Source organism: Enterobacter sp. BRE11, assembly GCF_031844285.1.
Lineage (GTDB): Bacteria > Pseudomonadota > Gammaproteobacteria > Enterobacterales > Enterobacteriaceae > Pantoea.
Genome location: NZ_JAUZUX010000006.1, coordinates 1 through 17769 on the forward strand (window position 1 = coordinate 1; position 17769 = coordinate 17769).

General features: G+C 59.8%; 17 protein-coding genes. 4 read left to right on the top strand and 13 right to left on the bottom strand.

Features of this window, described 5'->3' with window-relative positions; genetic code table 11:
* The first annotated feature begins 507 nt into the window (after positions 1-507).
* The 3 genes from Q9R34_RS07595 to Q9R34_RS07605 all read left to right on the top strand — a co-directional run bounded on the left by Q9R34_RS07595 (position 508) and on the right by Q9R34_RS07605 (position 1596).
* The gene (locus tag Q9R34_RS07595) at positions 508-768 is read left to right on the top strand and encodes a GlsB/YeaQ/YmgE family stress response membrane protein (RefSeq protein WP_434123042.1); all 261 of its coding nucleotides are present in this window, start codon (positions 508-510) and stop codon (positions 766-768) included.
* Between the two features lie 21 nt (positions 769-789).
* Complete coding sequence (locus Q9R34_RS07600; protein ID WP_485893000.1) at positions 790-1170, top strand: YidB family protein; 381 nt, start codon at positions 790-792, stop codon at positions 1168-1170.
* A gap of 81 nt (positions 1171-1251) precedes the next feature.
* Positions 1252-1596 carry a hypothetical protein gene (locus tag Q9R34_RS07605; RefSeq protein WP_485893001.1) on the top strand — a complete coding sequence of 115 codons (345 nt, stop codon included), beginning with the start codon at positions 1252-1254 and terminating at the stop codon, positions 1594-1596.
* A gap of 219 nt (positions 1597-1815) precedes the next feature.
* On the opposite strand, the gene Q9R34_RS07610 is transcribed toward Q9R34_RS07605, so the two are convergent.
* From Q9R34_RS07610 to Q9R34_RS07660, 11 genes are all read right to left on the bottom strand, one after another.
* Positions 1816-2568, bottom strand: coding sequence for an alpha/beta fold hydrolase (locus Q9R34_RS07610; protein ID WP_485893002.1), 753 nt, complete (start codon positions 2566-2568; stop codon positions 1816-1818).
* A gap of 8 nt (positions 2569-2576) precedes the next feature.
* Positions 2577-3641: a class I mannose-6-phosphate isomerase gene (locus Q9R34_RS07615; RefSeq protein ID WP_485893003.1), complete on the bottom strand. Its 1065-nt coding sequence runs from the start codon at positions 3639-3641 to the stop codon at positions 2577-2579.
* A gap of 18 nt (positions 3642-3659) precedes the next feature.
* Positions 3660-4517 carry a glucose 1-dehydrogenase gene (locus tag Q9R34_RS07620; protein ID WP_485893004.1) on the bottom strand — a complete coding sequence of 286 codons (858 nt, stop codon included), beginning with the start codon at positions 4515-4517 and terminating at the stop codon, positions 3660-3662.
* A 211-nt stretch (positions 4518-4728) separates the two neighbouring features.
* Complete coding sequence (locus Q9R34_RS07625; protein WP_485893005.1) at positions 4729-6531, bottom strand: DNA/RNA non-specific endonuclease; 1803 nt, start codon at positions 6529-6531, stop codon at positions 4729-4731.
* A 124-nt stretch (positions 6532-6655) separates the two neighbouring features.
* Positions 6656-6826, bottom strand: a complete 171-nt coding sequence (locus tag Q9R34_RS07630) for a hypothetical protein (protein WP_485893006.1) — start codon at positions 6824-6826, stop codon at positions 6656-6658.
* Between the two features lie 107 nt (positions 6827-6933).
* The gene (locus Q9R34_RS07635; RefSeq protein ID WP_434123323.1) at positions 6934-8352 is read right to left on the bottom strand and encodes an EmmdR/YeeO family multidrug/toxin efflux MATE transporter; all 1419 of its coding nucleotides are present in this window, start codon (positions 8350-8352) and stop codon (positions 6934-6936) included.
* Positions 8353-8471: 119 nt separating this feature from the next.
* Positions 8472-9221 (bottom strand): ABC transporter ATP-binding protein, encoded by a 750-nt coding sequence (locus Q9R34_RS07640; protein WP_485893007.1) that lies wholly within the window; start codon positions 9219-9221, stop codon positions 8472-8474.
* Positions 9214-10089 carry an ABC transporter ATP-binding protein gene (locus Q9R34_RS07645; RefSeq protein WP_434123029.1) on the bottom strand — a complete coding sequence of 292 codons (876 nt, stop codon included), beginning with the start codon at positions 10087-10089 and terminating at the stop codon, positions 9214-9216. Before Q9R34_RS07645 ends, Q9R34_RS07640 begins: the two co-directional genes overlap by 8 nt.
* Positions 10082-11338: a high-affinity branched-chain amino acid ABC transporter permease LivM gene (livM, locus tag Q9R34_RS07650; protein ID WP_485893008.1), complete on the bottom strand. Its 1257-nt coding sequence runs from the start codon at positions 11336-11338 to the stop codon at positions 10082-10084. Before livM ends, Q9R34_RS07645 begins: the two co-directional genes overlap by 8 nt.
* A 28-nt stretch (positions 11339-11366) precedes the next feature.
* Positions 11367-12281, bottom strand: a complete 915-nt coding sequence (locus Q9R34_RS07655) for an ABC transporter permease subunit (protein WP_434123027.1) — start codon at positions 12279-12281, stop codon at positions 11367-11369.
* A gap of 83 nt (positions 12282-12364) precedes the next feature.
* Positions 12365-13423, bottom strand: a complete 1059-nt coding sequence (locus tag Q9R34_RS07660) for a branched-chain amino acid ABC transporter substrate-binding protein (protein ID WP_485893127.1) — start codon at positions 13421-13423, stop codon at positions 12365-12367.
* A gap of 403 nt (positions 13424-13826) precedes the next feature.
* On the opposite strand from Q9R34_RS07660, the gene Q9R34_RS07665 reads away from it, so the two are divergent.
* Complete coding sequence (locus Q9R34_RS07665; RefSeq protein ID WP_434123025.1) at positions 13827-15281, top strand: AMP nucleosidase; 1455 nt, start codon at positions 13827-13829, stop codon at positions 15279-15281.
* A 72-nt stretch (positions 15282-15353) separates the two neighbouring features.
* Here Q9R34_RS07665 and Q9R34_RS07670 read toward each other — a convergent pair whose 3' ends face one another.
* Both Q9R34_RS07670 and Q9R34_RS07675 read right to left on the bottom strand, forming a co-directional pair.
* Positions 15354-15905 (bottom strand): hypothetical protein, encoded by a 552-nt coding sequence (locus Q9R34_RS07670; protein WP_485893009.1) that lies wholly within the window; start codon positions 15903-15905, stop codon positions 15354-15356.
* 312 nt (positions 15906-16217) lie between these two features.
* Complete coding sequence (locus Q9R34_RS07675) at positions 16218-17516, bottom strand: NCS2 family permease (protein WP_485893010.1); 1299 nt, start codon at positions 17514-17516, stop codon at positions 16218-16220.
* Positions 17517-17769 lie beyond the last annotated feature (253 nt).

The window sequence follows — 17769 nt, forward strand, 5'->3', positions numbered from 1 at the left end:
GGTGCGCTCATCTTTATTCGCCGTTGTGCTTTTCGCTTCGGTGCTGTTTTCCACTGTCTTAAGCAGATCGCTGCCGATATCTTTAACCTTATCTAAAATACTCATCTTCTGACCTTATTTTTCAACACGACATATTTTTTATGTTTAGCCTGTAGATTATAAGCAAACCCAGCCTTGCAAACATGCAATAAAGAATAAACAGGAAAAAAATTATTACTTGTCAATTTAGCTATCATTTATCCGTAAATGTACACATGCGTTCCGTTATTATGGCCTGGAATATTGACACCATCAGAAGAGATACAAAAAATTAACGCCATCTCTATAATAAAAAACATCAGATTAGCCTTCCTGTCATTTTCCTGGGCAACGAGGCGTGTCCGCCTTATCTACTCTTCGATTGTTTACCCGAGGTTTAGGATGAAGATTGTCATGAAAATAACGCTCCATATAACATAGCTGCCTGGCGTGGTTTAATCAGATCAATTGATCATTAAGGAGTGCACAATGGGGATATTATCATGGATTTTTTTTGGATTAGTCGCAGGCGTTCTGGCACGCTGCATAATGCCAGGTAAGGAACATTTGGGAATCGTTATGACCATTCTGCTGGGTATCATCGGCGCGCTGATTGGTGGCGCGATCAGCATGGAGCTGGGATTTGGCAAAATCAGCGGCTTCAACCTTTACAGCATTTTGATTTCAACTGCGGGCGCCATTATCGTTTTGTTTGCGGTGCACAAAATCAGAGCGCTAAAACAAGCATAAACAGGACGGGAGGTAAAAAAGATGGGTTTACTGAATACTATTCTGGAGCTGGTTGGCGTTAATGATAAGGCCGGTCAGGAATTAAAAGGCGTATTGCAATGGATAGAACAGCAAGGGGGTATTCACGCCATTGTTGACCATCTGCAGGCGGGTGAATTTAGCGATATCGTCAAATCCTGGCTCGCCGATGAGAATAATATGGCTATCAGCAGTGATATCGTGAAAAAAATGTTTAGCGCGGAAGCGGTTCAACAATTAGCCAGCAATGTCGGCGTAAACAGCGAAGATGCCGCTAACCTGCTGGCTAAATATCTTCCCCAGTTAGTTGACAAGATCTCATCTGCGGATGCCATTGCTAAAGATGCCGATCTTGCCTCTGCCATTAGCGGATCCCTGCGCTAAGGTAAGCAGCAGAAGATTGTAGCCCCGGCGCATTATCTGGGGCTTATCGTTCTGCCCGGTATCGACAGAGTTGAGTGACAGATGATCATTCCTAAAGCCAGATTTTTAAGGCAATGCTATTTGAAAAATTTATCCCAGTCGCAAAATATCGCGCAGAGAGAATCTTTTCGAATTACCAACGATATCGTCAACGCGCTGCGACAGCCGGAAAAGCATAAGCTCGGATCTTTTGTGTATGCTGGCCTGAAAGAAAAGTATCCTCTTCTGTCGAGCGGTGCATTTGAAGAATATCTGACGGAGATTAAGAGCAGGTTTGAAGAGGCGGGTTACCGGGTGAAATATACCTTTGCTAATAACGACCTCTCTTTCCATATTGACTGGCGAAGCGAAGAGATAAGCCAGAAGGTAACTGATAAGAGCGAATAGTTGCATGACTCTCAGCCCTGAGTCACCGCTAAATCTGGGTTAACAGACGTCAAGCCGCACTGCATCAGCCTCGCTTTTTGCTGGCCTGTTATGCCCGCTTTTTTTAACAGCAAACGACTTTTGATTCAGTCACCCAGCCGCTTACCTTACCAGCCCCAGCAGGAGCCCGCTCAGCGCTACCTGAGCGGGCCGGATGATTTACTGTGTTAATCCCACGCCTCAGCGCGCGCGCTGCGCAAATGCCAGCATCCGCTCCGCCAGCGCCTGCGGCGTCTGCATCGGCAACAGATGTCCGGCGCCGTCGATAATCTCCAGCTCGCCCTGTGGCAAATGAGCGCGCATCACCTCAAGCTGCGCTTCCACGCCTGGCACGTTGCCATCCTCGCTGCCGAGCACCATCATGGCAGGCAGTTCAAGACGGCCAATCTGTTCGCGCAAATCGTCGCGGCTGCCGTGCAGCGCCCAGGCGCGAAAAGCGGCCGGCGCGGCGCGTTGCGCATCGGTAATCGCCACCTCGCGCAGCACATCCGGCAGGCGCGTGGAGCAGGCGCCATCAACAAAGGTTTCCGCCTGCTGCCGCGAGCCGTCAAACGCGGCCTGCGCCTGGCGATCCTGCTCGCTCATTGGCTGCGGTCCAGGTGGCGAAGGTGCGACCAGCACCAGGCGCTGAAGGTAATCGGGCCGTCGGGCAGCCAGCGCCAGCGCCACTTTTCCCGTCATGGAGTGGCCAACGAGAATCACCCTTTCCAGCTGCAGGTGGCGAAGGGTTTCATCCACCCGATCCGCCATTGCAGCCACCCCATACTCCTCCCTGTTCGATGCGGCGCCAAAGCCCGGCATATCTAACGCCACGCAGCGGGCGGCGCGGTCAAGCCAGGGCAGCACAGGAAACCAGGTGCGGTGCGACCCGCCCAGATAATGCATCAGCACAAACGTCGTTTCACCCTCTCCCTGCAGGCTAAAAGGCAGCATAGCTCCTCCTATATCATCGTGCCGTGAATGTCGCCCAGCCGCGCAATCTCCGCCTCGCTATAGCCCGCCTGCCGCAGCGGCGCGATCACCTCGCGCGCCAGATCGGGCACATAGCCGATCAGCAGTTCGCCAGCGTCGCGCAGCGCGACCTCCGCCAGCGCAGCGGGCAGCAGCAGCGATTCGGCGCGGCCCAGCGCGACGCTAACGCCATTCGCCTCGACCGTTAACGGCTCGCCGAGGTTGGAAAGGATACGCGCGCTATCAAAGCTGAACCGCTGTGGCTCGCTAAAGCGCCAGCGCTCCAGCGCAAAGTAGGGGCCCGCGCAGCAGAAGCGCCGCGTCAGCCCTTCCACCTCTAACGCCAGCCCCGGCTGCGGCGTACAGCGCAGTTCCGGTCGCAGCTCCTGCAGCAGTGCGTCGATATTCTTTTCCCACTCCTCTTGAGAGAGGCGCGACCCGTCCTCCATGCGCCACGGCATCGCGTGCTGCTGGATATTGGAGGTCTGCTCAATCTCATAGATCAGCGTATCGGGACCAAAGCTGTGCAGCATGCCGCCGGGCACATAAAAGGTGTCACCCGCTTTTACCGGCACCCGATGCATCACCGCGTCGTAATCCTGCGCCAGCAGCGCGGCCTTCAGGCGAGCACTCTCCACGCCGTCGCGCACACCCAGCAGACAGGTGGCGTCAGGCGCAGCCCATAAGATATGCCAGGCTTCGCTTTTGCCATTCGGCTGCTGCTCAAGCCGCTGCGCCAGCGCGTCGTTAGCGTGCAGGTGAACCGGCAGCATGCCGCTTCCGTCAATAAACTTGCTAAGCAGTGGGAAAAAGGGGCCGCGCCAGCCGGGGGCGACCATCTCATCAGGATAGCGTTCGGTGAGCTGGCGCAGCGTCTGGCCCGCCAGCTCGCCGTTGGTGACGGAGGCGATCATGCCGTCCACATCGCTGATTTCCCAGCTCTCCGCCACGCGCGTCTCAGGCAGCTCCGCTTTTCCTAACTGCTCTCTGATACGCTGCCCGCCAAAGATATGGGTGGCGAGGGGCGTAGTCAGCTTTAAAGGATAGGCGTTCATCTCTCCTCCTGGACGACATTAAATAACCGCGACGCCGCCTGTAACCGCAATAGTCGCGCCGGAAATATAGCTGGCCTCGTCGCTGGCGAGCATCACATAGGTCGGGGCGAGCTCAGCAGGCTGTCCCATACGCTCCAGCGGCACTTCGCTGCCGAAGCTTTCCACCTGCTCCGGCGGCATGGTGGCCGGGATCAGCGGCGTCCAGATGGGGCCAGGCGCAACGGCGTTAGCGCGGATCCCTTTCTCCGCCAGCAGCGCCGCCAGACCGCCGGAAAAGTTTACGATCGCGGCTTTGGTCGCAGAGTAAGCCAGCAGTTTCGGCTTCGGCTGGTCGGCATTCACCGATGCGGTATTGATAATGGAACCGCCAGCCGGCATGTGCGGCACTGCCGCCTTGCAGATATAGAACATGGCGTAGAGATTGGTTTTCATGGTGCGATCGAATTCATCATCGCCGATCTCCTCCAGCGCGGTGCGCGTCATCTGGAAGGCGGCATTGTTCACCACGATGTCGATCTTGCCGAAGCGCTCAGCGGTCTGCGCCACGATGCTGCGGCAATGCTCCGCCTCAGTCACATCGCCGGCGATCAGCAGCGCCTGCTGGCCCGCCTCTTCCACCCATTTCGCCGTATCTTTCGCGTCTTCATGCTCATCCAGGTAGGAGATCACCACGTCCGCGCCTTCGCGGGCGTAGGCGATGGCAACAGCGCGGCCGATGCCGGAGTCGCCGCCGGTAATAATGGCGGTTTTGCCCTTCAGGCGGCCGGAGCCCTGATAGCTGGTTTCACCGTGATCGGGTTTTGGATCCATTTTGAGGAAGCTGCCGGGCCATTTCTGCTGCTGCGCCTGCTGAGGATTCTGGGGACGATCTGTCATAGGTTCTCTCCTTTTAGCCACGCTTTCACGCTTGTCAGTAGAGCTGAATCGTTATCAGCCTCGAGCCCTAAGTGTAGCAGCCATGTCAGAAGCGCAAGTCTGCCCATTAAGCGTAACGGGTTGAAGGCTCAACGATTTTAGCGGAAAGGGAGCGTAAAAAAGCCCGCACTGGGCGGGCTGAGCGGGCTTTTGAACGCCGCAAGCGCAGCGGCTAAAGTAGATCCTCCCAGTTCATAATCAGCTTTGCCGGCAGCGACTGCGCCAGCAGGCTTTCATCCGGTTGCCAGCTCTCCCAGTCGCGAAAAGCGGCGAAGTTCAGCCCGGTCAGCGTCTCCAGCGCGCTGACCGTCACGCGGTACTCGTCAACGTTGGGGCGCGGCGTCGTCTGCGCATGGGGCAGCACGCGGCGCGGCTCATCCAGCAGCTCCGCCTGGCTGACCAGCAGCGCCGTTGCTTGCGGCTTCCCCGCCGCGTTGATACGCAGCACCACCTTCCAGAACATCAGCGGCACCTGCCATTCCGCATACTGCCGCCACTGGTCGTTCAGGACCGGGCCGGTGAGCACGCTGATTTTCCGCTTCGACGCCAGCACGCCCGACTCCAGAATATAGCGCTCGACGCCCTGCCAGTACTGCAGGCTCTGGTTGAAGCGAAAATGCTGCGGCGAGCAGTTGGTAAAGTGAAAAGTATCTTTGTTGGCGCGTACCGCTTCCGCCGCCGTGCCCCAGGTGGGATCGCTGCGGCGCGTGAGATGGCCGCGATCGAACCAGCGGCTGAAGGCGCTGTAAAAGGCCTGGCCGGTGACGTAACGGCTGTCGATACGGCTCTCGTCAACCCAGCGATCCCCCTCCTCCAGCAGCGACGGCTGGCCGTTGCCGCGATCGATGGCGATATAGCGCGCGCCGTCGATGTTGGTGGCGGTAAAAAAGGCGAGCCGCCGCTCGGCGTTCATCAGCAGAGAGAAGTGCTCATAGTCGAGCTGCGCTGCTGCGCCCTGACGGCCGTCGCGCAGCGGCGCCACTTCGGCGGCGCGCGGCGCGATAATAGCTGCCAGATCGATCGGCGCACCCTCAAGGAAACCCGGCTGAAAACCGTCGCGGTTGCCGTAGCCGCTCTCCGACGCGGCGGAGGCGGCCAGCGGAGCCGCGCTGTCGCTGGCGGTCAGCGCCTGCATCAACAGCGCCTGCTGCGGCGCAGGCAGCTGCGGCAGCTCGCCCTTCAGCCAGTCGATAATGGCGCTGATGCGAATCCCTTCATTCACCCAGCCGTCGTCGCTCTCCACGCCGCCGTGGTGCAGCGCCACCAGCTGCCAGCCATCGTTGAATACCGGCGCGCCGGACGAGCCGCCGTCGGTATCGGCCGCGTAGTGCAGCAGCTGCGCGTGACGCGCCAGCAGCGCGTTGTTGCGCAGGGTAATCTGCTGCGGCGCGCCGCCTGGATGGTGGATAAGGTTAAGGCTGATGCCCAGCGCATGTTTGTCGTTGCGATCGTTCAGCGCAATCGGCTGCGGCGCCTCGCCGCCTCCGCCAGTAACCTCCCCCAGCGCAATCAGGGTGCAGTCGAGCGCATCGGTGGGGCTGGTGAGAAAAAAACGCGCGGCATCGACGCCATACGTAACGCCGTCCACCAGCTCGCCCGCCTCGCTGCGCCGCCAGCCGAACTGCAGGGTGACGCGGCCCGTCGCAGGCGGCGCTGGCAGCAGATGATGGTTGGTAATAAGCAGGCCGCCGTGGGTGAGAAACGCACTGCCTGCAGGCACGCCATCGTCGCGCAGCAGCGCCACGCCGCGCGCGCAGGCCAGGCCCTGCGCCAAAAAGGCCACCGGCAGCAGATCGTTACTGTTGCCGGTAATGACGCCCTGACGCAGATGCTGTTGAAAGGCGTAGCGCTGCGCGCGGGCGCGATCTGGCTCCGCGGTAACGCCCTGCGCCAGTGCGGCGCGGGTCTGCGCGCGCTGCTGCGCGGTCAGTGCCAGCCGCGCGCTCATCAGCGCGGCGCTCTCTTTATCACTCATTCGCTTCTCCAGGATAAAAGGCATGCTGCCCTTTTAACCATAGCCGCTGCGGCTGTACCGCAGGCGAAAAAAAAACCCGCCGGGTAAGAGCGGGCTTTAATTCCGGTAGCGATAACAGGGGGCGCTATTTCTCATGGTAGCGATGCACGGAGGGAAAATATTCAAAGCCGTAAAGCTGGCTGATGGGAAGCAGCAGCTCCTGCTCCAGGCTTAATTCACTCTCGCCGTGCCCATCGCGTTTGCGCGCCTGCCAGACGGCGACGCCTTTTTTCCACAGCTGCAGCAGTGCTTTCATCGGGTTGATCCTCCGTTATTGAGAGGTTCAGTAAACCCCTGGTACAGCCGCAGCTGAACCATTATTTTCTGCATTTTATTGCCAGAAAACAGCTAAACGCCCGGCGGCTACTGCTGCTTCGCCATCTTTGCCACCATTTTGCGGTAGTTATCCAGCCACTTGCCGCTCTTCAGCCGCCACCAGAAGCAGGCGCCGCGCACCGCCCAGTCGAGGAACATGCCGAGCCAGACGCCGACCACGCCCATGCCAAGCATGATGCCCAGCACGTAGCCCACCACCACGCGCGCGCCCCACATGCTGAACATTGAGACGTACATAGTGTAACGGGCGTCGCGTGCCCCTTTCAGCCCCGCAGGCAGCACCCAGGAAGCGGCCCAGATCGGCATAAAGGCGGCGTTGAGCCAGATCAGATGCTGCGTCACGCTGATTACGTCCGGGTCGCGGGTATAAAAGCGCGCCAGCACGCCGGAGAGCGGCACCGTCATAAACGCCAGCGCGCAGAGACAGAGGCTTGCCAGCCAGAAAACATGCCTGATCTGCCGCTCCGCCTGATAGACCTGGTTACGCCCAAGCCGGGTGCCGGTGATAATGGTTGAGGCAGAGCCCAGCGCATTGCCCGGCAGGTTGATCAGCGAGGCGATCGAGAAGGCGATAAAGTTGCCGGCGATGGCGTCGGTGCCCATGCCCGCCACAAACACCTGTGTCAGCAGCTTGCCGCCGTTAAAGAGCACGGATTCAATGCTCGCCGGCACGCCTATCCCTAACACCTCCATCAGGATTTTTAGGTCCCAGCGGCGAAAATAGCTCGGCAGGCTGATCTTCAGCGAGGCGTTAAAACCGATCATCAGCACGTAAATCACGCCGATTGCGCCGATATAGCGCGAGATGGTCAGCCCCAGACCGGCACCGACGAAACCCAGCCCCTCCCAGGAGAAGGCGCCATAAATCAACACGCTGCTGATAACGATATTGAGGATGTTCATCCCGCCGTTGATCAACATCGGGATTTTGGTATTCCCCGCGCCGCGCAGCGCGCCGCTGCCGATCAGCGCAATCGCCGCCGCCGGATAGCTCCACGCCGAGGTCTGCAGGTAGCTCAGCGCCAGCTCTTTGACTTTGGGCTCCGCGCCGCCGGCGATCAGATCGATGATCAGATGCCCCCAGAGCTCGATGGCGAACACCAGCACCAGCGACAGCACCGTCATCAGCGCCAGCGACTGGCGCGTCGCGGCGCGAGCGCGCTTGCCGTTGCGCTTCGCCAGGCTAAAGGCGACCACCACCGTGGTGCCGAGGTCGATGGCGGCGAAAAAGGAGATGATGATGATGTTGAAGCTGTCCGCCAGCCCAACGCCTGCCATCGCCTCTTTGCCCAGCCAGCTAACCAGGAATGTGCTTAGCACGCCCATCAGCATCACGCACAGGTTTTCGATGAAGATGGGCACCGCCAGTGGCGTGATCTCACGCCAGAACAGCGTGCGATAAAAGCGACGTTTGGGATACCACGCCGTACGCTTGATCGCCTGCATCACTGCTACGCCAGGATTTTGCAAGGGAATAACCAAATCAGAACAGATTGGACAGGAGTTGTAATGATGGGTGCGCTTAACTATTTATGCAAAGCGTTTCCCTGATTTTTCAATCATTATTACACTCTTTTCTCGCTCGTCACCGCAGCTGCTGCTGCGCCGCCCAGATAGGCGCTGCGCACCTCCTCATTATCGAGCAGCTCCCGCCCGCTGCCGCTGAGGCGAATCTCCCCGTTCGCCATCACATAGCCGCGATCGGCGAGCGCCAGGGCATGACGGGCGTTCTGCTCGACCAGAAACAGCGTCATGCCCTGCTGCGTCAGCTCACGCAAAATGGCGAAAATCTGCTTCACCACAATCGGCGCCAGCCCGAGGCTCGGCTCGTCGAGCAGCAGCAGCCTGGGACGGCTCATCAGCGCACGGGCGATGGCCAGCATCTGCTGCTCGCCGCCGGAAAGGGTCATTGCCCGCTGCCTGCGCCGCTTCAGCAGGCGCGGAAAGAGTTCATACATGCGCGCCAGATCGGCTTTCTGATGCGCGCTGCCGATGGCGATGGTGCCCATCTGCAAATTCTCTTCTACGGTCATATCAGCAAAAATCCGCCGGCCTTCCGGCGCCTGAGCAATGCCGCTGGCGGCGATAAAGTGGGTTGAGCGCTGGCTAATGGGCTCTCCCTGAAAGTAGATCTCCCCCTGCGCAATGCGCGGCTGGCCGAAAATCGACATCAGCAGCGTCGATTTGCCGGCGCCGTTGGCGCCGATCAGCGCCACGGTCTCGCCGGGCTGCACGCTCAGCGACACCTTTTTTAACGCCTGCACCGGGCCGTAGTAGAGATCGACCGCGTCAAATTTCAGCATCGGTTCAGCCATGAAGATCCTCCTCCTCTGCGCCAAGATAGGCGGCAATAACGCGCGGGTCCTGCTGAATCTGGCGCGGCGCACCCTGTGCAATCACGTCGCCGTGGTCGAGCACTACGATATGGTCAGAGATCGCCATCACCATCGGCATATCATGCTCGATCAGCAGCACGCTGATGCGGTGATCGGCGCGCAGGCGGTGCAAAATCGCGCTCAGCGTCTCGGTTTCCACGGGATTGAGTCCCGCCGCCGGTTCGTCGAGGCAGATCAGCTCCGGCTGAGTGCACATGGCGCGCGCGATCTCCAGCCGCCGCTGCTGGCCATAGGAGAGCGTGCCGGCCAGCCGATTGGCCGTCGGTGCCAGATCCACCGTCTCCAGCCAGTAGAAGGCGCGATCGAGCGCGCGGCTCTCCGCCTCGCGATAGCCGCGGGTATTGAAAATTCCCGCCAGCAGGTTGCGGTTCGCCAGCATATGCTGCGCCACCAGCAGGTTCTCAATCACCGACATGTCGCGGAACAGGCGGATATTTTGAAAGGTGCGCGCCAGCCCGGCGCGGTTCACCAGGTGCGCGCCGCCGAACATCTTGTACCAGAGCCGCGATCCCAGCTGCGTCGGGCGCAGCCAGTCCTGCGGCTCGATTTTCTGGCCGAGGATCTGAATGACGTCGGTGCTGCGCGCCTGAGCATTCAGCAAAATGCGGCCGCCGCTGGCGCGGTAGAAGCCGGTCAGGCAGTTAAACACGGTGGTTTTGCCCGCGCCGTTAGGGCCAATCAGCGAGGTGACCGAGCCGCGCTGCACACGCAGGCTGACGTCGTTAAGCGCCTTGATGCCGCCGAAGCGCATCATCAGATGATCGACCTGCAAAATAGCGTCACTCATGGCGCACTCCTTTACGCGGCGCGACGCCGACGCGGCTGGTGCGCACCAGGCCGCGCGGCCGCCAGATCATCATCAGCACCATCAGCATGCCGAACAGCAGCACGCGGTATTCGGCAAAGCTGCGCAGCAGCTCCGGCGCCACCGTCAGCACAAAAGCGGCCAGCACCACGCCGAGCGTCGAGCCCATTCCGCCCAGCACCACAATGGCGAGGATCAGCGCCGACTCGAAAAAGGTGAACGAGGTCGGATTGACAAATCCCTGATAGCTGGCGAAAAAGACCCCTGCGATACCCGCCGTCGAGGCGCCGAGCATAAAGGCGGAGAGCTTCACCAGCACATGGTTTAGCCCCATCGCGCGACAGGCGATCTCATCTTCGCGCAGCGCTTCCCAGGCGCGCCCGATCGGCATACGCGTCAGGCGATGTTTGATAAACAGCACCAGCGCCACCACCAGAAGCAGCACCACGTAAAGAAAGATAAACTTCATATTGGGGTTGTAGTCGAGGTGGAAAAACGCATGGAAAGGCACGCCGCCTTCGCGCGCGCGCCGACCAAACTCCAGACCGAGAAAGGTCGGCGACGGCACGGAGACGCCGTTCGGCCCGCCGGTAAAGCTCAGCCAGTTGGTCAGCACCAGACGGATAATCTCGCCGAACCCGAGGGTGACAATCGCCAGATAGTCGCCGTGCATGCGCAGCACCGGAAAGCCGAGCAGCGCCCCGGCGAAAGCGGCCAGCAGCGCGGCCAGCGGCAGCATGCTCCAGAATCCCAGCCCCAGATACTGATAGCCGAGCGCCAGCCCATAAGCGCCGATGGCGTAAAAAGCCACGTACCCGAGATCGAGCAGCCCCGCCAGCCCCACCACAATATTGAGCCCCAGCCCCAGCAGGACATAGATCAATCCGAGGATCGCCACGGTCAGCAGATATTTGCTGGAGAGAAAGGGAAACAGCAGCGCCACCGCCAGCAGCAGCGGCAGGATCCAGCGCAGCCGCGAGCGGTAGCCCGGCTCGCGCACGTAAACGCCGTCGTCCGCGCCTTCGACGCGCCGCAGCAGCGCCCGCCCGCGCGCGGTCTGCAAAAAGAGGCTGAGCAGCAGCCGCCCCGCCATCACTACCGCCACCAGCAGCGCCACGCGCGCAGGGGCGAGCTGGAAGGCGTACCCTTTCAGCACCACGCCGACGATCGGTCCAAACACCACCACCGCAATCAGCCCGGCCAGCAGGGTTTCACGCAGCGCCTGAGACACACTGATAGATCGCCTCATCACCGCGCCCTCATACTTTTGCCACCAGCGGACGGCCAAGCAGCCCCTGCGGGCGGAAGATCAGGATCACCACCAGCAGCGCGAACGAGAAGACATCTTTGTAGTCGGAGTTCACCAGCCCGGCGAACTGCGCTTCCGCCACGCCGAGCAGCAGTCCGCCCAGCATTGCGCCGGGCAGCGACCCGATGCCGCCCAGCACCGCCGCGGTGAACGCCTTGATGCCAATGATAAACCCGGCGTAAAAATCGAAGGTGCCGTAGTTCATCGTTACCAGCACGCCCGCCAGCCCGGCCATCGCCGCGCCGATAACGAAGACCAGCGAAATCACGCGGTCGGTATTGATGCCGAGAATGGCGGCCATGCGCCGATCCTGCTGCACCGCGCGGCAGATACGGCCGAGGCGTGTGTACTGAATAATCCAGGTAAGCAGCGCCATGCCGCAAAAGGCAGCGGCAAGAATAAAGAGCTTGGTCCAGGTGATCTGCACCATCCCACCGTCAAACTCGACGCGCAGCACGCCGGTCAGCAGCGTTGGCACTCCCTGCTGATTGGGGCCCTGGCTCAATTGAACATAGTTCTGCAGGATCAGCGACATGCCGATGGCGGAGATCAGCGGCGCCAGCCGCGTCGAGTGGCGCAGCGGCCGATAGGCGATACGCTCAATGGTCCAGCCGTAGACCGCCGTCACCACCACGGTGAAGAGCAGCGTGCCGAAAATCAGCAGCGGGAAAGAGTGCACGCCGAAGAACGAGAGCAGCGCCAGGCCGATGGCGCAGAGATAGGCGGAGATCATATAGACCTCGCCGTGCGCGAAGTTAATCATACCGATGATGCCGTACACCATGGTGTAGCCGATCGCGATCAGGCCATATACCGCGCCCAGCGTCAGCCCGTTGATCAGTTGCTGAAGTAAGAAGGCGTCCATAACGAAGTCTCTGCGCAAAGCGGACCGCGCAACCGGGCGGTCCGGACAGGAAACGCCCTGCGCTGCGCAGGGCGGGCTCAGGCCTACAGCTGGTGATACTTGCCTTTATCGTCCCACTGATAAACGACGTAATCGGAGACTTTCAGATCGCCTTTGCCGTCCCAGGCTTTTTTACCCATTACGGTCGGCACGTCGTGAGATTTCAGCCATTCGCTGGCTTTCTCGTTATCTTTGCCTGCGCCCTTATAGGCGGCCGCCAGCGCCTGAACAGAGGCGTAGGCGTAGAGGGTATAGCCTTCCGGCTCGAAGCCGCCTTTACGGAACTTATCAATCACCGCTTTGCCATCGGCGATCTGACGCGGATCGTTGCCGAAGGTCATATAGATGCCGCTGGTGTATTGCGGCCCGCCCGCGGCGGTGACCAGCTCCTGCGTCACGATGCAGTCGCCGGAGAAGAAGTTCGCTTTTACGCCCTGCTCGCGCATCTGGCGCACCAGCGGACCTGCTTCGGGATGACAACCGCCAAAATAGACTACGTCGGGATTTGCCTGGGCGATTTTGGTCACCAGCGCGTTAAAATCTTTCTCGCCGCGCGACAGGCCCTCATACATCACCTCTTTGACGCCGCGCTTCTCCAGCGCTGCTTTGGTGGCGTCGGCCAGTCCCTGACCGTAGGTATCTTTATCGTGGATAATCGCGACCTTCTTCGCTTTCAGCTTGTCGAGCATAAAGTTGGCGGCGATGGCGCCCTGCTGGTCGTCGCGTCCGCACATGCGAAACAGGGTTTTCATGCCGCGCTCGGTGATTTGCGGGTTAGTGGAGCCTGGCGTAATCGACAGCACGCCAGCGTCGTCGTAAACCTCAGAGGCTGGCATGGTGCTGGAGGAGCAGAAATGGCCGACCACCGCCATCACCTTATCCTGATCGACCAGCCGGTTCGCCACCGCGACCGCCTGTTTGGGTTCGCAGGCGTCGTCGCCCTGCACCAGCACGATTTTCTCGCCGTTAATGCCGCCCGCCGCGTTAATATCCTCCGCCGCCTGCGTCGCCCCTTTCCAGTACTGTGCGCCATAGGTGGCGTTAGGGCCGGAAAACGGCCCGGCGACGCCGATTTTTATATCGGCCTGCGCGCTAAGCGCCACGCCGATACAGCCTGCTATTACGACGTTTAACGACAACTTGATCAGTTTCTGAGACATGCTGTCTATCCTCGACACAGTGAATTTGCGTTCGCCAGACCACGGAACAGGCGCGGTGAAAGTTTTTATTCGGTTCGGACCGACCAGGCGCAGCGACAGAGGCCGCTGTTTATTGCAAGCAAGAATCTCGCCAGAACGAAACGGGACGCGGGATTTCGCCAAAGGAAGGTGGCAACGCCAGCGACAGCGCACGACGTCACCTTCTGATTCATTTAAACGTAGGCGGGGAATGGCAACACGCCAGCACCCTGTTGGTGCATAATGCGGTCGATCACAGATTCTTGCTTTGCGGCGGCGGCAAAACCGCTAAGCTGTGGGGAAAGTTCGCTACATATCAGGAGAGTTTATGCCTACACAACGGAACGGCCTTACCCGCCAGCAGGCGCTGGATGAACTGGAGCGTCTGTACGACAACGCGGTGAACGCGCTGCGCGCGGCGATAAAAACCTATACCGAACAGGGCACGCTGCCTGAGGCGGAGGCGCGTCGCCAGGGACTGTTTGTCTACCCTGAACTGCGCATTACCTGGCGCGGCGAAGGCCCGCAGCAAAACCGCACGCGCGCCTGGGGACGTTTCACCCATACCGGCAGCTACAGCACCACCATCACGCGCCCGGCGCTGCTGCGCCACTATCTCAGCGAACAGCTGGCGATGCTGGAAAAAGAGTATGAGGTGGAGATTCAGGTTGGCCCGTCCAGCCAGGAGATCCCCTACCCTTACGTGATTGACGGTTCCGATCTGTCGCTGGACCGCACCATGAGCGCCAGCATTGCGCGCTATTTTCCTACCACCGAACTGTCGCAGATCGGCGATGAAACCGCCGACGGCCTGTTTAACCCGGACGCCGTTTTCCCCTTGTCGCACTTCGACGCACTGCGCACCGACTTCTCGCTGGCGCGCCTGCGCCATTACACCGGCACCTCAGTAGAGCATTTCCAGCCGTTTGTGCTGTTCACCAACTACACGCGCTATGTGGATGAGTTCGTGCGCTGGGCGACTGAGCAGGTGCGCGACCCCGCCAGCGACTATGACAGTCTGGCCTGCGCGGGCGGCGCGGTAATCACCGCCGATACGGCGGAGAGCGACGCGGCGATGCTGGATCTGGCGTGGAAAAAGCATCAGATGCCGGCCTGGCATCTTACCTCGCCTGGCCGACGCGGCATTACGCTGGTGAATATCGGCGTTGGCCCATCCAATGCCAAAACCATCTGCGATCACCTGGCGGTGATGCGGCCGCACGCCTGGCTGATGATCGGCCACTGCGGCGGCCTGCGCGAAAGCCAGCGCATCGGCGACTACGTGCTGGCGCACGCCTATCTGCGCGACGACCACGTGCTTGACAGCGTGCTGCCGCCCGACATTCCGGTACCGAGCATCGCGGAGGTGCAGCGCGCCCTCTATGACGCCACCAAAGCGGTGAGCAATATGCCCGGCGAAGAGGTCAAGCAGCGTCTGCGCACCGGCACCGTGGTAACGACGGACGATCGCAACTGGGAGCTGCGCTACTCCGCTTCGGCGCTGCGCTTTAACCTGAGCCGCGCGGTGGCGGTGGATATGGAGAGCGCCACTATCGCCGCGCAGGGCTATCGGTTCCGCGTCCCTTACGGCACGCTGCTCTGCGTTTCGGACAAGCCGCTGCATGGCGAAATCAAGCTGCCGGGCCAGGCGAACCGCTTTTATGAAGGGGCAATTTCAGAGCATCTTCAGATCGGTATTTGCGCGGTAGAGCTGCTGCGCGCCGAAGGGGATAAGCTGCATTCACGCAAACTGCGAACCTTTAACGAGCCGCCGTTCCGGTAATGGCTTAGCGCACGAGGGAGGCTTCGAGCTTTTCATCTCCCAATATAGCGAGGCAGCGCGCATGCTGCCTCGCTATATGTTCACCATAAATTCTCTCGCCAGCCAGCCAAGCACGGCCAACACAGCCGGAACCAACAGCGTCCAGGTGATGCGATCGTTAAGGCGGTCGAACTTTTCGTCTATGCGCTCAAACTTCTCATCCATGCGGTCAAACTTCTCATCCATACGGTCAAACTTTTCGTCTATACGCTCAAACTTCTCATCAATCCGGGCAAACTTTTCGTCTATACGCTCAAACTTCTCATCTATGCGGTCAAACTTTTCGTCTATGCGCGTAAATCTCTCATCAATCCGGGCAAACTGGGCTGCTGACTGGGAGAAGCCTTCGAGCATTTCACAGCGCAGCCTGAACTGTTCGGTATGCAGGCTCTCAACATCTGTTTTTGTCGCGAAGTGTTGCGAACGCTCGGTGAGTACGGCCAGGTCTGTTTTTATCTGGTGCGTATCCAGTTCAAGCCGCTCAACACGTTTGGTCAATCGCTCCATAAGGTTACCTCCTGATTGACGAAGAGGGATGCGGGGAACAGAAACCGTGCGCGGAAGCGGGATTAACGACATGTCCATACTATTCTCTCCTTTCCTTATTACGCCTTACAGTCATGCTACCGGCACCGCCCCTGACTGTTGAGTATTTAACCAGATTGCCGCCTGGTTAACATTCCCCGTTCCGCTAATTCAGTCATAAATGGCAGGCGAAGCGCACCTGAATGCGCAGAGGCAGAGTAGCGCTGCGCCAGAAAAGCGAACACCCTTTCTGTCAAAAGCTGGAATCCGCTACGCAAATCCCTGGGGAATGAAATAAAAAAAGCGCGCAAAACGACCGACGTCTTGCGCGCAGTAAAAGAATAAGGCCACGCCAGCTGGCGCAGCGACAGATCAGGCGCTGAGCCAGCCCAGCTTGATCACGAACAGTAAAGAGAGGATCACCAGTGCCGCGTTGACCTCTTTGGTACGGCCGCTCAGCAGCTTCACCACCGTCCAGGTGATAAAGCCGAAGGCGATGCCGTTAGCGATAGAGTACGTCAGCGGCATGGTCAGCGCGGTAACGGTGACCGGCGCCGCGGTGGTGATATCTTTCCAGTCGATCTCCGCCAGGCCGGAGGCCATCAGCACCGCGACAAACAGCAGCGCTGGCGCGGTAGCGTAGACCGGCACGCTACCCGCCAGCGGCGAGAAAAACAGCGCCAGCAGGAACAGAATCGCGACCACGACCGCCGTTAAGCCGGTGCGCCCGCCCGCGCTCACGCCCGCTGCGGACTCCACATAGCTGGTGGTCGTCGAGGTACCGAGCAGCGATCCAAACAGCGCCGCGGCGCTATCGGCCACCAGCGCGCGGCCCATTTTCGGGATATTGCCCTGCTCATCCGCCAGTCCGGCGCGTTTCGTGACCCCCAGCAGCGTGCCGGTGTTGTCGAAGACGTCGACAAACAAGAAGGCGAAAATCACGCTGACCAGGCCGACGTTAAAGGCCCCGGCGATATCGAGCTGCATAAAGGTAGGCGCGATAGAGGGCGGTGCGGAGAAGACGCCGGCAAAAGGCGACAGACCGATGCCCATCGAAATAAAGGTGATCAGCAGAATGCCGATTAGCACCGCGCCGGTGACGCGACGCGCCTCCAGCACCACAATGACCACAAAGCCCAGCAGCGCCAGCAGCGGCCCCGGCTTAGTGAGATCGCCCAGCCCCACCAGCGTCGCCGGGTTATCCACCACGATGCCTGCGCCTTCCAGCGCGATCAGCGCGAGAAACAGCCCGATGCCCGCCGCAATGCCGGCGCGCAGCGGCAGCGGAATGCTGGCGATAATCCACTCGCGGATTTTGAAAATCGACAGCGCAAAGAAGATCACCGCCGACAAAAACACTGCGCCCAGCGCGATCTGCCAGGTGTACCCCATATGCAGCACCACGGTATAGGTGAAGAAGGCGTTCAGCCCCATGCCCGGCGCCAGCGCAATCGGATAGTTGGCGATCAATCCCATCAGAACCGAGCCGATCGCCGCCGCCAGACAGGTGGCAACGAAGACCGCGCCTTTGTCCATTCCAGTGGCGCCCAGAATGCTGGGGTTAACAAACAGGATATAGGCCATCGCCAGGAAGGTGGTGATCCCGGCGACCACCTCGGTGCGGACCGTGGTGTTATGCGCTTTTAGCTTGAACAGTTTTTCTAACATCATCATCTCTCAAGAGCGGAGACGGCACGAATGCGCGTTCTCACTTGCCAGTGTGGGTTACATGCTGATTATTGTGATACCGCACGACGCGCCGCTGCATGCTGACGGCTGCTGTCGTCACGCCCTGAATCTCCATAAGGCCTGAAGACATAGCAATCGCTATGCCAGCCGCAAACGCAATCGTTTACCTTGCCAGGCCTGGCAGTTTATAAGAGAAATCTGAACCAAAAGAAGGCGCGATTATGGTGCATTGCCC

Coding starts and splice junctions, on each gene's coding strand:
- Q9R34_RS07665 (WP_434123025.1), top strand. CDS start 13,827: ATGCCTACACAACGGAACGGCCTTACCCGCCAGCAGGCGCTGGATGAA.
- Q9R34_RS07655 (WP_434123027.1), bottom strand. CDS start 12,281: ATGGACGCCTTCTTACTTCAGCAACTGATCAACGGGCTGACGCTGGGC.
- Q9R34_RS07610 (WP_485893002.1), bottom strand. CDS start 2,568: ATGCTGCCTTTTAGCCTGCAGGGAGAGGGTGAAACGACGTTTGTGCTG.
- Q9R34_RS07640 (WP_485893007.1), bottom strand. CDS start 9,221: ATGGCTGAACCGATGCTGAAATTTGACGCGGTCGATCTCTACTACGGC.
- Q9R34_RS07635 (WP_434123323.1), bottom strand. CDS start 8,352: ATGCAGGCGATCAAGCGTACGGCGTGGTATCCCAAACGTCGCTTTTAT.
- Q9R34_RS07625 (WP_485893005.1), bottom strand. CDS start 6,531: ATGAGTGATAAAGAGAGCGCCGCGCTGATGAGCGCGCGGCTGGCACTG.
- Q9R34_RS07595 (WP_434123042.1), top strand. CDS start 508: ATGGGGATATTATCATGGATTTTTTTTGGATTAGTCGCAGGCGTTCTG.
- Q9R34_RS07620 (WP_485893004.1), bottom strand. CDS start 4,517: ATGACAGATCGTCCCCAGAATCCTCAGCAGGCGCAGCAGCAGAAATGG.
- Q9R34_RS07615 (WP_485893003.1), bottom strand. CDS start 3,641: ATGAACGCCTATCCTTTAAAGCTGACTACGCCCCTCGCCACCCATATC.
- Q9R34_RS07605 (WP_485893001.1), top strand. CDS start 1,252: ATGATCATTCCTAAAGCCAGATTTTTAAGGCAATGCTATTTGAAAAAT.
- Q9R34_RS07645 (WP_434123029.1), bottom strand. CDS start 10,089: ATGAGTGACGCTATTTTGCAGGTCGATCATCTGATGATGCGCTTCGGC.
- Q9R34_RS07630 (WP_485893006.1), bottom strand. CDS start 6,826: ATGAAAGCACTGCTGCAGCTGTGGAAAAAAGGCGTCGCCGTCTGGCAG.
- Q9R34_RS07670 (WP_485893009.1), bottom strand. CDS start 15,905: ATGGACATGTCGTTAATCCCGCTTCCGCGCACGGTTTCTGTTCCCCGC.
- Q9R34_RS07675 (WP_485893010.1), bottom strand. CDS start 17,516: ATGATGTTAGAAAAACTGTTCAAGCTAAAAGCGCATAACACCACGGTC.
- Q9R34_RS07600 (WP_485893000.1), top strand. CDS start 790: ATGGGTTTACTGAATACTATTCTGGAGCTGGTTGGCGTTAATGATAAG.